Consider the following 12,529-nt stretch of genomic DNA (forward strand, 5'->3'; position numbering starts at 1 on the left):
ATCACACCTCACCAAGAGTTAAATAGGTCTAGTGGGTTGTATCCTAAATATCAGAATGACTATCAAACCCTCCGACTACGACCTGCGGGAACTTCGCAGGATGGCGGACGAGGACGAGCCGCCGCTCGACCTCTCCGCGGACGACGGACAGACTGCGGAAGACATCTTTCGGCTAAGCCAGCGTGAAGAGCTGATGAAACTGCAAACGCAGTTTCTCGCGTCCGGTTCGCTTCCCGAAAAGCCCTACCTGACCTTGCTCCCGACCAGATACGGTGCCGAGGTCATCGTCTTCGAATGGCTCGATTTCCTCATCGAGAAGGCCGGATTCGAGAACAGTTCCAACGCGCTTTCGTACTACGAGGAAATCGGCTGGTTGAGCGAACCGGCCTGTGAAGCCTTGCAGTCGTACATGTACGGCTTTTCGGAGGTAGACCGATTCGGTTCCGACGGCCCTGCCGACCTCGACACGAACGACCACGTGTTGAGTTTGGTGTACATCGCGCGACTCGCCACGCTGTAGTTCGTTACTGACTCTACGTTCGGTCGTCCGAAGTTCGCTTCGCCGCGCGATTACTCCGCGTAACCGAGGTTCCGCAATCTGTCCTCGATTACGTCGTCGTCTATTTCTTCGCTGGCTTTCGGGGGTTCCGCCGTTATTTCGCGGCGTTCCTTCGAATCTATTTCCGCCCACGGAACTTCGATGAGTTCGCGCTTGTGTAATCCGCCGGGATGGCCGAACGTTCGAATCGGAATCGGATACGTTCGTTCACCGATGAGGTTGCCGTGGTCTGCCGTGATAACCGATTTTCCGGAGAGTTCGTCCACCAGTTGCTCAACGTGTGGAAGCGTCACGTTGAGATTTTCGACGTAGGCTTCGATTATCTCCGATTCGTTGTCCGTCTCGCCGTAGAGCAGGGCGTTCCACGGATGCGGTTCGCCGCTGTGTTCGTCCGCATCCAACTGCATTTCGATGCCAGCGTGGCCGAGTTTTCGCCCTTTTTCGCCGATGAAGGGGAAATGCGGTTGCATGAAATGCGTGATGATGCGTTTGTCGGGGTACTGCTCGAACGCTGCAAGCGTCTGTTCGACCATCGTTTCGGGCATGACGGTTCGGAAGGTGTCGTCCCAATGGTCGTCCAGCAGGTTGACAACGGCGTGGAAGGTTCCCTCAGGGAGTTTGTAGGCGTGGGGGTTCGACGTGACGTAGACCGTATCGTGAAATTCCGTTCCCACGAAACTTTCCTGCATGAATTCCCAACTCTCGCTCCCCGGCGAGAGTTTGCTCGTCACTCGGTCGCCGATGTTCGCCCTCGCCGCGAACATATCGTACCGGCAGGCGTCCAAGATGACGAGATTGTCCCAATCTTCCGCCATCACGTTCACTCGCTCGTCGTCGTTCAACAACCGCGAGACGTAGGCGTTCGCGTTCAGGGCATCCTTGCGAAGTCGTCGTAGTTCTCCTTGAAGGAGCGACGGATTTTCCAGAACCCGGCGGGCGTTCTGGAGAGAGTACCGCCTCCATATAGACATGGTACTTCCTTTGGATTCTATTCCCTTATTTATGTTAGTCCTAAAGTCTCAGACTGTGAAAATCAGCCATCTTACGCCAGTTCGATTTCATAATAGAACTGTCCGTTTACGACCGTTTTGCACGTATTAAGCAGTTCAACGCGGGCGGTTTCGGGCGTCAGCGAGAAAATAGAATGTGCGGACTATTCCAGAATGTCGATGGCGGGACGACCGGGTTCCGCCTTCCGAACTGTCCCCTCGTCGGCGTCCGAACTTGTCATCACTCTTATAGGGGCGTCGAACTCGCGTTCGATGAGCCACGCGGTCTGCTGTAACACCTCGTACTCGCGTTCCGGCGTGAGCGTCGGAGTCAGCGATTCGCGGGTCGCTTGCAGGTCTTGGCCGTAGGAGGCCGCGGCGTCACCCTGTTCGCGGATTTCCTGTTCTTGCATCAGTTCGGAGATGAGGTTGTCCGCGTCGCTGTCCATCGCTAATTCGAGGGCGCGATACTTCCACTCCGGCGTGACCACCACGTCGATTCGCTCGGGATCGGAAATACCCGCGACGTCGATGATGTCGCGCACGTCCTCTCGGGTGTTCTCTATCAGTTGACGGCGCTCTACCGTATCCTCGGTTTCCGTTTCCGGAGTCGGCCAGTCGGCGTCAACGACGAACTCGTCGTAGCCGAGTTCGTCGTACAGTTCCTCCGCGATGTGCGGCGCAACCGGGGCCAGCAGTCGAGTCGCAACCGTCAGGCCGCGCCCGAAGGTCGGCGCGTGGACATCGGTGTAATCCGCGTAGGTACGCAGCGTATCCACAAGGTCTTGGACTTCGCGCAGTGCGGTGTTGAACATCAGCGCGTCGTACTGCCCCGTTGCGACGGCAATCGTCGCGTCGATTTCGTTGCGAACGTACTCCGCGACGGAATCGTCTTCGCCGTCTGCCGATTCAGCGTCGAAGCTATCGACCACGTTCTTGAATCGCGCGAGGAAGCGGTTCGTGGAACGAACCCCCTCCTCCGACCAGTCGAAATCCCGTTCCGGTTGGGCGGCCTGCATCATGAACAGGCGCGCCGTGTCCGCGCCATACTCTGCGGAAATCCGCTGTGGGGACACCGTGTTCCCCTTCGACTTGGACATCTTCTTGCCGTCTAAGAGTACCATCCCCTGCGCAAGATAGTTCGTAAACGGCTCGCGGTGCTTTAACATGCCCAAATCGGCAATTGCTTTCGTGACGAACCGAGCGTACAGCAGGTGCATCACGGCGTGTTCGATGCCGCCGACGTACTGGTCAACGGGCATCCAGTCGTCCGCCTTCCCGGTTTCGAACGGTGCATCCTCTGCGTCCGGCGAGATGTACCGCAGGAAGTACCACGAGGAGTCAACGAAGGTGTCCATCGTGTCCGTCTCGCGGACGGCGTCCGCGCCACATTCGGGACACTCGACGTGTTTCCACTCTTCTGCGGCGTCAAGCGGGTTCCCCGTCGTGTTGATGAACTCCGGCAGTTCGACCGGCAGGTCTTCCTCGGGAACCATGACCGGGCCACAGTCGTCGCAGTGAATCGCGGGAATCGGCGTTCCCCAGTATCGCTGTCGGGAGATGAGCCAATCGCGCAGGCGGTACTGCGTGTGGAATCGTGCGGAGTCGATGTCCGCGGTCAGCAATTCGCGGGCCTCCTCGCTTTTCAGTCCGGAATAGTCCCCGCTGTTCACCAAGACGCCGTCCTCGGTGTACGCACCCTCGCTCACATCGGGTGCTTCGGGGTCGGATTCGCCGTTTTTCGACTTGCCTTCCTCCGGTTCGGGGGCAATGACGGGCGTAATTTCGACGCCCATCTTCGAGGCGAATACGTGGTCGCGGTCGTCGTGTCCGGGGACGCCCATCAGCGCGCCCGTCCCGACATCCGAGAGGACGAAGTCCGCGACGAACACCGGGATTTCGTCGCCGTTTGCGGGATTCGTCGCGGTCAGACCGGTTTCGACGCCGTTCGGTTCGTCTCCGTCCGGGTCGGCCTCTTCCTCGATGAATCGGCGAACGCTCTCGTCGTCCTCGGCCACCGCCTGCGAGATTGGATGGTCGGGAGCCAGCGCGAAGAACGCCGCGCCAAAAATCGTGTCCACGCGGGTCGTAAACGCTTCCACGGGGCCGTGATCTTCAATGGAGAACTCCAGCGTGGTTCCTTCCTGTCGGCCAATCCAATTGCGTTGCATCTGGCGAACGCTGTTCGGCCAGCCCTTTAACTCGTCTATCGCTTCGAGCAGTTCGTCTGCGTACTCCGTGATGGCTAGCGTCCACTGGTCTAACTCGCGTTGCTCGACTATCGTCCCGCAACGCCAGCAGTGTTCGTCCTCGCCTTCGACCTGTTCGTCCGCCAGCACGGTTTCACAGGAAGGACACCAGTTCACTTCGGCGGCGCGTCGGTCTACGAGACCTTCGTCGTGGAACTGCTGGAACAACCATTGGTTCCACTGGTAGTATTCCGGCGTGCAGGTCGTCACCTCGCGCTCCCAGTCGTAGCCGAACCCCATCGACTTCATCTGGTCGCGCATCGTGTCGATGCAGTCCATCGTCCACTCACGGGGGTCGGTGTCGCGCTCCTTCGCGGCGTTTTCTGCGGGAAGGCCAAAGGAGTCCCACCCCATCGGATGCAGTACGTCGTCCCCCTGCATCCGGCGGTATCGGGCGTAGGAATCAGTTATCGTGTAGTTTCGGACGTGGCCCATGTGGAGCTTTCCGGACGGGTACGGAAACATTCCCAAGACATAGGTAGGGTGCTCCGCGTCGTCCGGCGTCCGATAGGCATCCTCCTCGGCCCACGCCGTTTGCCAGCGCTGTTCGATAGTCGCATGGTCGTATCCCTCCTCAGACATGTGTTCGTCTACTTGATATAGCGTTCAGTGTCTTCTAAGTGTTGCTATCAAACTCATGGACGTGCGGGCGTTATTCGGCAGAGAAGCGTCTCCTACGGCACGTTGCGGACAGAACCGGAAACAACACGAAACGCCGGACGTTTTTGACACTGCTCCGTGACGGTGGACGTAACGGATTCCGTATCATGGACGATTCGACACACACCACTGATTATTTCCTCGGACTCATCGAGCAGAACAGCCACGACGAGGCGAGAGAGTATGTACAACGAGTCGAAACGGCACCGACCGAGGAGCGAAAAGCGACGGTACAGGCGCTCCGTTCGCTCGCGGACGACGACCCATCCGCATTGAAACCGCTCGTCCCGACGCTTTCAGAGTTTCTCACTGACGACGAGCGGTCGGTTCGCCTGACCACGGCGAAACTGCTCGTCGCTATCGCCGAAACCGAACCGGACGCTGTCGTTCCGGTGGTGTCTACACTCGGTGAACGGCTTGCCGACGACGAGGAGTTCTACTACGTTCGCGCTCGCTCCGCGGAGGCGCTCGGCTACGTCGCACGCGAGCATCCCGAGACAGTTGCATCCCCAGCAGTCGTGGCGGACTTGCACGTCGGACTGTCGTTCGACGAATCGGCGGTAAAGAAGAAGTTGGCGAAAGCACTCGAACACATCGCGCTGGGCGACCCGACTCGGCTGAAACATCAGGTATCGACCCTCGCAACCCACCTCGATGACGAAAGCGAACTCGTTCGGTATCACCTCTGTACGGTGGTCGTGGTCGTCGGGTGCGAGTCTCCCGAATCAGTCGCTGACGCGACTGATTCGCTCGTGGCGCAATTGGACGACGAAAGCGCCCACGTCCGCGGACGGGCCGTCGAAGCACTCGGCGTACTCGCCCGTGCAGATACCGAAAAAGATTCGCTTCCAGCGTCGTTTTTCGAGGAGTTCGAAGAACGGCAGGAAGATGACGAACCGTTCACCCGTCACCGAGAGCGGTTCGCCCTCGGAGCGATCAACGAGGTGGCTACGGCCGATGAAAAAGGAGACGGGATAGGAACGGTCGAAGGAGTTCGTGCGACGACCAGCGACGCGGTTGCCGAAATCACCGCGTCGGACGACGAGTGTCCCCACTGCGGACTTGCACTTCCGGAACAGTCCCCGCCGATGTGTCCACGTTGCGGCGGGCCGCACTGAGCGATTTGTTTTTAGGCAAGCCTAAAAATCGAAGCAGTTATTATGTTTTAGGCGAGCCTAAATCACATGGTCAGAGACACCATAAACCACGAAGCGCCGACACGCAGGGAGTACGTCAAGTACGGCGGTGCGGTACTCGGCGGAAGTTTTCTTGCCGGGTGTACGAGCGACTCAGGGACGGAGGCAACATCGGCGACAACCGACACGGCGGCCTCGAACGACCAATCTGAAACTGGTCGGGACGCTTCTCACGCGGTTTCCATGGAACCAGTCGGCCGGGTCACGTTCGATTCGGTTCCCAAACAGTGGGTCGCATACGGCGGCGGCTACGCCGACATGGGCGTCGCGCTCGGCAAAGCGGACGGTATGACCGGCATCGGCGGCGTAGACCGCTATTACACCGCCGTGTACGACGAACTTCCCGGTGTGAGCGTCAACCGCCAGACGCTCGAAAACAACGACTTGGGCGAGGCTGGCATGTCCAAGGAGATGTTCTACGAACTCGACAACGACGTCCACGTCATGGATCCGCAGATGCTCGTCAACTGGTTCGATTGGAGCGAAACGGACGTCGAAGAAATCACGACGAACGTCGGCCCGTTCGTCGGCAACCTAATTTTCCGACGGGAAGACGACTGGCACGATTACCGATACTACACCCTCTACGAAGCATTCGAGAAAATCGCACAACTGTTCGGAGAAGGGGGACGGTATCGAGCGTTCAAAACGCTTCACGACGAGTTCATTGCAGACATCCAAAGCCAACTTCCGCCAAAAGACGACCGACCAAACGTCTTGCTCGTCTACGAAGGAAGCAATGAACCGGAGAAGTTCTCGCCGTATCGCCTCAACGACAAGGGAACGAGCAAGAAACAGTGGCGCGACCTCGGCGTCACCGACGCGCTCGGAAGCACCGGTATCGATGGTATCAGCACCACAGACCGCGGGCGAATCGATTACGAGACGATGCTGGAAATCGACCCCGACGTGATACTCCTGCGCGCCCACGAGCGACAGTCCGCCACCGAGTTCCGAAACACGGTTCTCGAATTTATGCGAAACCATCCGGTTGCGAGTCGGTTGACAGCCGTGAAAAACGGCCGCGTCTACCGCGGCGGCTCCCTCTATCAAGGGCCGATTCACAACCTCTTTCTGACCGAACGGGGAGCAAAGCAGTTGTATCCCGAGGTTTTCGGGGAAGTGACGGAAGACAACCAGCTATTCGACCGCCAACGGGTTGCAGACATCGTGAACGGGGAGTTCTGAGAAGAGACAGCAGGTACGGTCGCGGGTCGATTCCAGGGCGGAATCGACCCTCGTTTTTCCATCATGCGTTTGTAGACAATATTCTCGAATCGGTGGACAGCATCCTGTTGCTCACGAATGTAGTTCGGTAGAAATGGGCCCTATCGGAGCGTATTCAAAATATTCGGGATTTGCAGATATCTGTTTATAGGTACATAGGTATCTGAAACGGGCTATATAAAGAAGTGGGATTCATATTAAATATCATAGATCACATATTACCTACTAGAGAATATAATCATCGAGTATATGAATATTGATGTGGATATTTACGATATAATATTATTATGGCAAAAGACATCGGAGATGGAGTTTTCAGCACCACCTATGGTGCAACGAATGCATCTCCATAAAGTGGAATCATGGAGAGAAGAACCAGGATTGCACCGATAAGTGCAACTGCACCGGCTGCACGTCGGAGTCTGGACAGAGGAGTGGATAGGGACGTAACGATGACGTATCCAGCAAGGACGATTACGATGGCTTGTAGGGTAAATTCAGCGTACGATGCGTAGAGTCCGAATTCTCCGGAACTAAAGATTAACACCACTAGAGCACCCGAGAGGAATGTCGCTGTCCCTGCTACTGCGGTGGTCACGGTTCTGAAACCAACAGCCCTCGCGACAGTCACAGTCAAAATCACGTTGAGAGTGATTCTCACAGCGATAAGTGCAGCAAGGCCTAAAGGATTTGACACAGTTGGGAAGAGCCACTCCAACATCTATGCGTATACTCCTTTGGAAGTACCTGTAGGCATCTTATTCTGCAATTTAGTCTCTCCTTTGGTGAATTTTACGTTATTCATATACTATACTTCTTAGTTTAGACTTTCCATTCAAAATATGACTCCAAGCTTTCCGTTCGAAGATGGGTATGTCCCACCATTCCCGACATCTCGGTTCAGTGATGGACAAGCGATATCTTCCCATGTGCTGACGACTTCGCGGCGAGAATCTGCGAATCGCCACTGTTCATTACCGGGTACCCAACCGTGATCAGCAGGATCTCGGTGGAAAGCTCCGACTACCTCATAACCACCATAATAGTCGCTAGGGATATTATACAGTCGACCGTGCCACTGTTCCCCAACAACTAGACCACCCTCTTTCTTGCCATGTTTGTCTTCCTCCTTCGTTACGTAGCCATTGCTCGTATCGTACCCGATGTGTTTTGAGGTAGAGAGCCAGTAAATACTTCCCCAACCATTATTATTCATTTGCTGCTTGATATCCTTAGCATCCTTACCCAAATTATACCACGCGACGTTGATTGGTGCAGTTCTCTCGTTAATCGACCCCGATTTGTATGTATAGAGAGGCCATTGTAAGTTCCTGGCCCATCAGGGTCAATGATGCCCTGAGATGTCACGCCATCCTTCGACATCTGTTCTTTTTCCTGCTTTTCAGCACGCATATGTTGCTCAACAGTACCAAGTACCGCATCATCAGCGTATTCAACTGTAAATGCTCGATCTGGATTTCGGTACTGTTCTGGGATCGATTCACGAGGGAGAACTTCAGTTTCGAAACTAACCTTGCGACTGCCACCGTTTCGAGATTTTATATCAGAAGTATTAAATGCTCTCTACGCACAAACCCGTTGCTTTCTGAGTCCGGTGTGAAGTGGTATTTTCGCGTTCCGGACACATGTGCGGGGAGTTCCGATTTTGTATTGGTTCCCTTTTTACCAAGAACCGTCCCAGAGGCCATTGTCACTCCAATACCAGTAGCCACTGTTTTCATCGCACTTCTTCTAGTCATATCTTCTGGATTTTCATCCATACATGATTTCCAGAACGTAACTAACTTATATATTTTTTATACTATTGTTTTAAATATAATGCGAAATGAGAAGTACCGGTTCGGGTCGTTCATGACGTACCTCGAATCGATTGAGACGGTTGAACTCAAGTCTCAATGGTAAAGTCACGCCGCTGAACTTTACCATCGGGTGGTAGATTTGGTGTCAGAAGTTCGAATACCCGTGATATCGTTGAGCGGCGGTTCGTGAAGACGACAAAAGCATCATCGATATTGGTAAAGAATCGTCAAATACAAGCAGAGACAACCCCCGGGAAGGAATCACGAACCGATGCGGTCACTCGGCGAGATTGGTGTACTCTCATCTTCGGCAGCCAACAGATGACGCAAAGTATTCGATTCCAGAATGTTGTCTTGCATAAGTATGGCCGAATCATCGATTACGACACTATTTACAATGCGTTGAAAAATATCGAGCGCTACCAGACGTTCGTCGTTGAAATGCGTGACTATCTCGATTCCATAGGAGCGTTCAACAATTGAGAGCACCGACACACTAACTGTATCAATCATCCAAGAGTGAAAATAACCGCTACAGACGCTTACGGACGCGAAGCCGTTGGCTCAGAATCAACCAAAATCTGGATGGGCCCTATCGGATTCGAACCAATGACCACCCGGTTATGAGCCGAGCGCTCTAACCAGACTGAGCTAAGGGCCCTGTCGGCTATCGGTAATCTGTGACGCCTCTTTAACGTACCGGGTTTTGTGCGGATACCGGCAGAGAACACAGCAACCACTCACCAAACAGTGAATCGAGAGAAGCGCCGCCGCCAGGGCTCGAACCTGGGACAACCTGGGTAACAACCAGGTGCTCTACCAACTGAGCTACGGCGGCTTCCGACTGCATTTCCACATAGACGGAGTTCTTTGATAGGGCTTTCGTTTTCGGCCAGTAGCATCGATACGCTTTCACGCATTCGTGGAAAACCATCCCACGATGGAACGCTTCGAGCAGGTCGTCGCGGAAGTCCGCAAGCAAGTCGAGCCGGACGGCGACGAGCGCGAACGGCTTCAGCAGGTCGCCCGGTCGTTGGCCGAACGAGCGGAAAACGCGATCGCCGACCTGCCGGTCGAGGCCGACGTGATACAGGTGGGAAGCACCGCCCGCGGAACGTGGACGAGCGGCGACCGAGATATCGACCTGTTCGTTCGATTTCCGCCGGAACTCGACCGCGAGACGCTGGAATCGTACGGACTGCAAATCGGCCACGAAGTCCTGCCGGGGGGTCACGAGGAGTTCGCGGAACATCCCTACGTCAAGGGTGAATTCGAGGGGTTCGACGTTGACCTCGTTCCCTGCTATCGCGTCGAATCGGCGACGAAAATCCAGTCGGCGGTTGACCGCACGCCGTTTCACACCCAATACCTCGAAGCGCGATTGGACGACGAACTGGCGGGCGAAGTCCTGCTGTTCAAGCAGTTTTTGAAAGGAATCGGGGCATACGGAAGCGACCTCCGCACGGAGGGGTTTTCAGGCTATCTGGCAGAACTGCTCGTCCTCGAATACGGCGGTTTTCGGGCATTGCTCGAAGCGGTCGCGGACTGGCACCCGCCAGTTCGCTTCGACCCGGAAGACCACGGCACGGAAACGTTCGGCGACCCGCTGGTGGTCATCGACCCGACTGACCCGGAGCGTAACGTCGCCGCGGTTCTCTCGCCGGAGAATTTCGCCCGACTCCAGCATTATGCACGCGACTTGCTCGCCAATCCGCGCGAATCGCTCTTTTTCGCCGATTCTCCCGACCCACTCACGTCCAGCGAGGTGAGCGAGTTCGTTGCTGATCGCGGAACCACACCGGTTGCGATTCGATTCGATGCGCCGGACGTAGTCGAAGACCAACTGTATCCGCAACTACAGAAATCGCTTTCCGGGGTTGCTGACGCGCTTTCCCGCCGTGGATTCGAACTCCTTCGAGCGGACTTGTTCGCGGACGAAACCGCGGTGCTGTTTTTCGAACTGTCCGTGCCCGAGCGTCCGGCAATCGAGCGTCACGACGGCCCGCCGGTTCACGTCCGCGCGCACGCGACCGGATTTTACGAGAAGTACGACGCCGACGATTCGTATGGCCCGTTCATCGACGGCGACCGCTACGCGGTCGAGCGAAAGCGGGAGTTCACGACGGCAATCGGGTTTCTGGAGAGTGATTCGGTCTTCGACGCCGCACTCGGCGTCCACGTCGAGAAGACGATGCGACGCGGATACGAGGTGCTTTCCGGCGGCGAAATCGGAGAACTCGCCGAGGAGTTCGGACGTGAACTCGCGCGGTATTTCGCCCCGAAACCGTAATTGTGCGGAACGAGCCGGGAAACTTTCTACAATTTTCGAAGTTCAGACCAGTTTGGCATCTGTTTGACCATCAGGATTATATGGATGGTGTGCATTAGCATAGCATGTATGGCTTCCGCACCGACCGGCAACGACGAGTCCGTGTTCGACCAGTTTCTCACCGACCGTGGTCACGAGACAGAACGAGTAGACTGGGAGCAGGAGTATAACAAAAAGCAGTGCCCGGAGTGCGGCGGACTCCACGAAATGGCCGCAACTGAATGCACAGTTTGCGGGTGGAATTCGTAGACAGTAGAAACAGGAGACAGCAAACGGAAACCGCGCTCACAGCGCGGTGATGATTCCAGCACCGACAACGACCAACAATGCGCCCGCAACGATTCCGCGGGTCACTCGTTCTACGTCCCTGAGCAGAAAGTACGCAAAGAGCGTCGTGAACAGCGGCGCGGTTCCAGTTAGGGGGTCAACGATGGCGGCCCGGCCTTCAGGGAGCGCCAACGCGGAAAACAGCGACAGCAGTGCGACCGCGGTGAGCAGACCGCTCACCGCGAACAGCCAGTACGTTCGCTTCGGTGCGGAGAGCACGCCACGACGATTTCTGGCGATAGCATAGCCCCCTAATGCGACCAGTGCCGCGGTTTCGTTCAGTGTAACCGCTTCGAGAGCGGTTGCCTGCGTCGTCTCCAGTCCGAATCGTCGAACCACGTTTCCGATCGCGAACGCCGCCGCGGCGACGAGTGGAAACGATAGCTCGTAGGGTTCCCACCCGGCAAGGTCGCCACCTTTGGCTAGCGCGAGAACTGCAAGTCCCGCGACGAGCACGAGAATCCCAACAGCGGTTGCGAGCGAAAGCGGTTCGTCGAGAGCGAACACGGCCAGCGTCGCCGAAAAGAGCGGTCGTGCACTGACTCCGGCGTTGTTGACGCTCGCGCCGACGCGCCGGACACCACCGAATGCGGCCAGTCGGCCAACCGCAGTTCCGACGAATTCCGCGAAGAGGAAGATGCCGATGGTCGAGTGGGAGAGGTCGGAAAGCGGGTTTCCGCCTTCCAGTACGACGAGCGCAAGCCAGAAAACGGCGGTGTCAACGATGACGACGACCAGTGACGCTTGGAGTGAGTCGCCACCCTCGGCCATCGCTCGCTTGGAGACGATAGGTTCGAATCCCCAGAGAAGGGCCGGGACGAGCGAAAGGAGGTACACCTCGACGGGAATCGCCATTATAGAAACGTTTCCACTCGTCGGCATAACTGCCGCGCTCATCCAGATGTCGTCAGAAATATACTATCATATTCCACATTCATAATCGAGGAGAAAATGCCAGAGTGTCAGAACTGCGATTCGTTCGTGACGGCGACGTATGCACGAGTGTTCACGCCACCGGGGGTCGAAAATCCGCGCGTCTGCCCGAACTGCGAGGACAAAATCCGGGACGGTTCCGAGGTACGCAAGGCGCGTTCGACGCGCAGCGCCTGAGACGAAACAGCCGTCAGTCCGATTCACGTCGTTTTATACGTCCCCATCACCTGTGGTGGTGTA

The 12,529-nt window shown here is 56.2% G+C and carries 12 protein-coding genes and 2 tRNA genes; 6 read left to right on the plus strand and 8 right to left on the minus strand.

Annotation, left to right across the window (positions count from 1 at the left end; genetic code table 11):
* Positions 1–55: 55 nt before the first annotated feature.
* Positions 56–520, plus strand: a complete 465-nt coding sequence (locus tag HL45_RS14195; protein WP_233274784.1) for a FlaD/FlaE family flagellar protein — start codon at positions 56–58, stop codon at positions 518–520.
* A 50-nt stretch (positions 521–570) separates the two neighbouring features.
* Here the strand turns inward: HL45_RS14195 and HL45_RS14200 are convergent, their stop codons facing one another.
* On the minus strand, positions 571–1,530 hold the full coding sequence (locus HL45_RS14200) for a hypothetical protein (protein WP_049971712.1): 960 nt from the start codon (positions 1,528–1,530) through the stop codon (positions 571–573).
* A gap of 182 nt (positions 1,531–1,712) precedes the next feature.
* Complete coding sequence (gene leuS, locus HL45_RS14205) at positions 1,713–4,379, minus strand: leucine--tRNA ligase (protein WP_049971713.1); 2,667 nt, start codon at positions 4,377–4,379, stop codon at positions 1,713–1,715.
* Positions 4,380–4,564: 185 nt separating this feature from the next.
* Here leuS and HL45_RS14210 point away from each other — a divergent pair, with 185 nt between their 5' ends.
* Both HL45_RS14210 and HL45_RS14215 read left to right on the plus strand, forming a co-directional pair.
* A complete protein-coding gene (locus tag HL45_RS14210; RefSeq protein ID WP_049971715.1) occupies positions 4,565–5,575 on the plus strand; it encodes a HEAT repeat domain-containing protein in 1,011 nt (336 codons plus the stop codon).
* A gap of 66 nt (positions 5,576–5,641) precedes the next feature.
* Complete coding sequence (locus tag HL45_RS14215; protein WP_049971716.1) at positions 5,642–6,841, plus strand: ABC transporter substrate-binding protein; 1,200 nt, start codon at positions 5,642–5,644, stop codon at positions 6,839–6,841.
* Between the two features lie 364 nt (positions 6,842–7,205).
* Here the strand turns inward: HL45_RS14215 and HL45_RS14220 are convergent, their stop codons facing one another.
* The 5 genes from HL45_RS14220 to HL45_RS14235 form a co-directional block, all read right to left on the minus strand.
* Positions 7,206–7,601 carry a hypothetical protein gene (locus HL45_RS14220; protein WP_049971717.1) on the minus strand — a complete coding sequence of 132 codons (396 nt, stop codon included), beginning with the start codon at positions 7,599–7,601 and terminating at the stop codon, positions 7,206–7,208.
* Positions 7,602–8,439: 838 nt separating this feature from the next.
* The gene (locus HL45_RS20475) at positions 8,440–8,661 is read right to left on the minus strand and encodes a hypothetical protein (RefSeq protein WP_144240093.1); all 222 of its coding nucleotides are present in this window, start codon (positions 8,659–8,661) and stop codon (positions 8,440–8,442) included.
* 300 nt (positions 8,662–8,961) lie between these two features.
* On the minus strand, positions 8,962–9,213 hold the full coding sequence (locus tag HL45_RS20480) for a hypothetical protein (RefSeq protein ID WP_144240094.1): 252 nt from the start codon (positions 9,211–9,213) through the stop codon (positions 8,962–8,964).
* A gap of 73 nt (positions 9,214–9,286) precedes the next feature.
* Positions 9,287–9,361 (minus strand) — tRNA-Ile (locus HL45_RS14230).
* Between the two features lie 104 nt (positions 9,362–9,465).
* Positions 9,466–9,538, minus strand: a tRNA-Asn gene (locus tag HL45_RS14235).
* A 102-nt stretch (positions 9,539–9,640) separates the two neighbouring features.
* On the opposite strand from HL45_RS14235, the gene cca reads away from it, so the two are divergent.
* Both cca and HL45_RS14245 read left to right on the plus strand, forming a co-directional pair.
* Complete coding sequence (gene cca, locus HL45_RS14240; RefSeq protein WP_049972057.1) at positions 9,641–10,990, plus strand: CCA tRNA nucleotidyltransferase; 1,350 nt, start codon at positions 9,641–9,643, stop codon at positions 10,988–10,990.
* Positions 10,991–11,098: 108 nt separating this feature from the next.
* Positions 11,099–11,278 carry an HVO_0416 family zinc finger protein gene (locus HL45_RS14245; RefSeq protein WP_049971719.1) on the plus strand — a complete coding sequence of 60 codons (180 nt, stop codon included), beginning with the start codon at positions 11,099–11,101 and terminating at the stop codon, positions 11,276–11,278.
* Positions 11,279–11,314: 36 nt separating this feature from the next.
* Here HL45_RS14245 and HL45_RS14250 read toward each other — a convergent pair whose 3' ends face one another.
* Entirely contained in the window at positions 11,315–12,211 is an 897-nt protein-coding gene (locus tag HL45_RS14250) for a DMT family transporter (RefSeq protein WP_211250857.1), read from the minus strand.
* 96 nt (positions 12,212–12,307) lie between these two features.
* On the opposite strand from HL45_RS14250, the gene HL45_RS21280 reads away from it, so the two are divergent.
* Positions 12,308–12,466: a DUF7563 family protein gene (locus tag HL45_RS21280; protein WP_162833881.1), complete on the plus strand. Its 159-nt coding sequence runs from the start codon at positions 12,308–12,310 to the stop codon at positions 12,464–12,466.
* Positions 12,467–12,529 lie beyond the last annotated feature (63 nt).

Source organism: Haladaptatus cibarius D43, assembly GCF_000710615.1.
Classification (GTDB): domain Archaea; phylum Halobacteriota; class Halobacteria; order Halobacteriales; family Haladaptataceae; genus Haladaptatus; species Haladaptatus cibarius.

Bases quoted from the DNA above. Each gene is read 5' to 3' on its own strand.
- HL45_RS14195 (WP_233274784.1), top strand. From the start codon at position 56: ATGACTATCAAACCCTCCGACTACGACCTGCGGGAACTTCGCAGGATG.
- HL45_RS14200 (WP_049971712.1), bottom strand. From the start codon at position 1,530: ATGTCTATATGGAGGCGGTACTCTCTCCAGAACGCCCGCCGGGTTCTG.
- leuS (WP_049971713.1), bottom strand. From the start codon at position 4,379: ATGTCTGAGGAGGGATACGACCATGCGACTATCGAACAGCGCTGGCAA.
- HL45_RS14210 (WP_049971715.1), top strand. From the start codon at position 4,565: ATGGACGATTCGACACACACCACTGATTATTTCCTCGGACTCATCGAG.
- HL45_RS14215 (WP_049971716.1), top strand. From the start codon at position 5,642: ATGGTCAGAGACACCATAAACCACGAAGCGCCGACACGCAGGGAGTAC.
- HL45_RS14220 (WP_049971717.1), bottom strand. From the start codon at position 7,601: ATGTTGGAGTGGCTCTTCCCAACTGTGTCAAATCCTTTAGGCCTTGCT.
- HL45_RS20475 (WP_144240093.1), bottom strand. From the start codon at position 8,661: ATGGATGAAAATCCAGAAGATATGACTAGAAGAAGTGCGATGAAAACA.
- HL45_RS20480 (WP_144240094.1), bottom strand. From the start codon at position 9,213: ATGATTGATACAGTTAGTGTGTCGGTGCTCTCAATTGTTGAACGCTCC.
- cca (WP_049972057.1), top strand. From the start codon at position 9,641: ATGGAACGCTTCGAGCAGGTCGTCGCGGAAGTCCGCAAGCAAGTCGAG.
- HL45_RS14245 (WP_049971719.1), top strand. From the start codon at position 11,099: ATGGCTTCCGCACCGACCGGCAACGACGAGTCCGTGTTCGACCAGTTT.
- HL45_RS14250 (WP_211250857.1), bottom strand. From the start codon at position 12,211: ATGGCGATTCCCGTCGAGGTGTACCTCCTTTCGCTCGTCCCGGCCCTT.
- HL45_RS21280 (WP_162833881.1), top strand. From the start codon at position 12,308: ATGCCAGAGTGTCAGAACTGCGATTCGTTCGTGACGGCGACGTATGCA.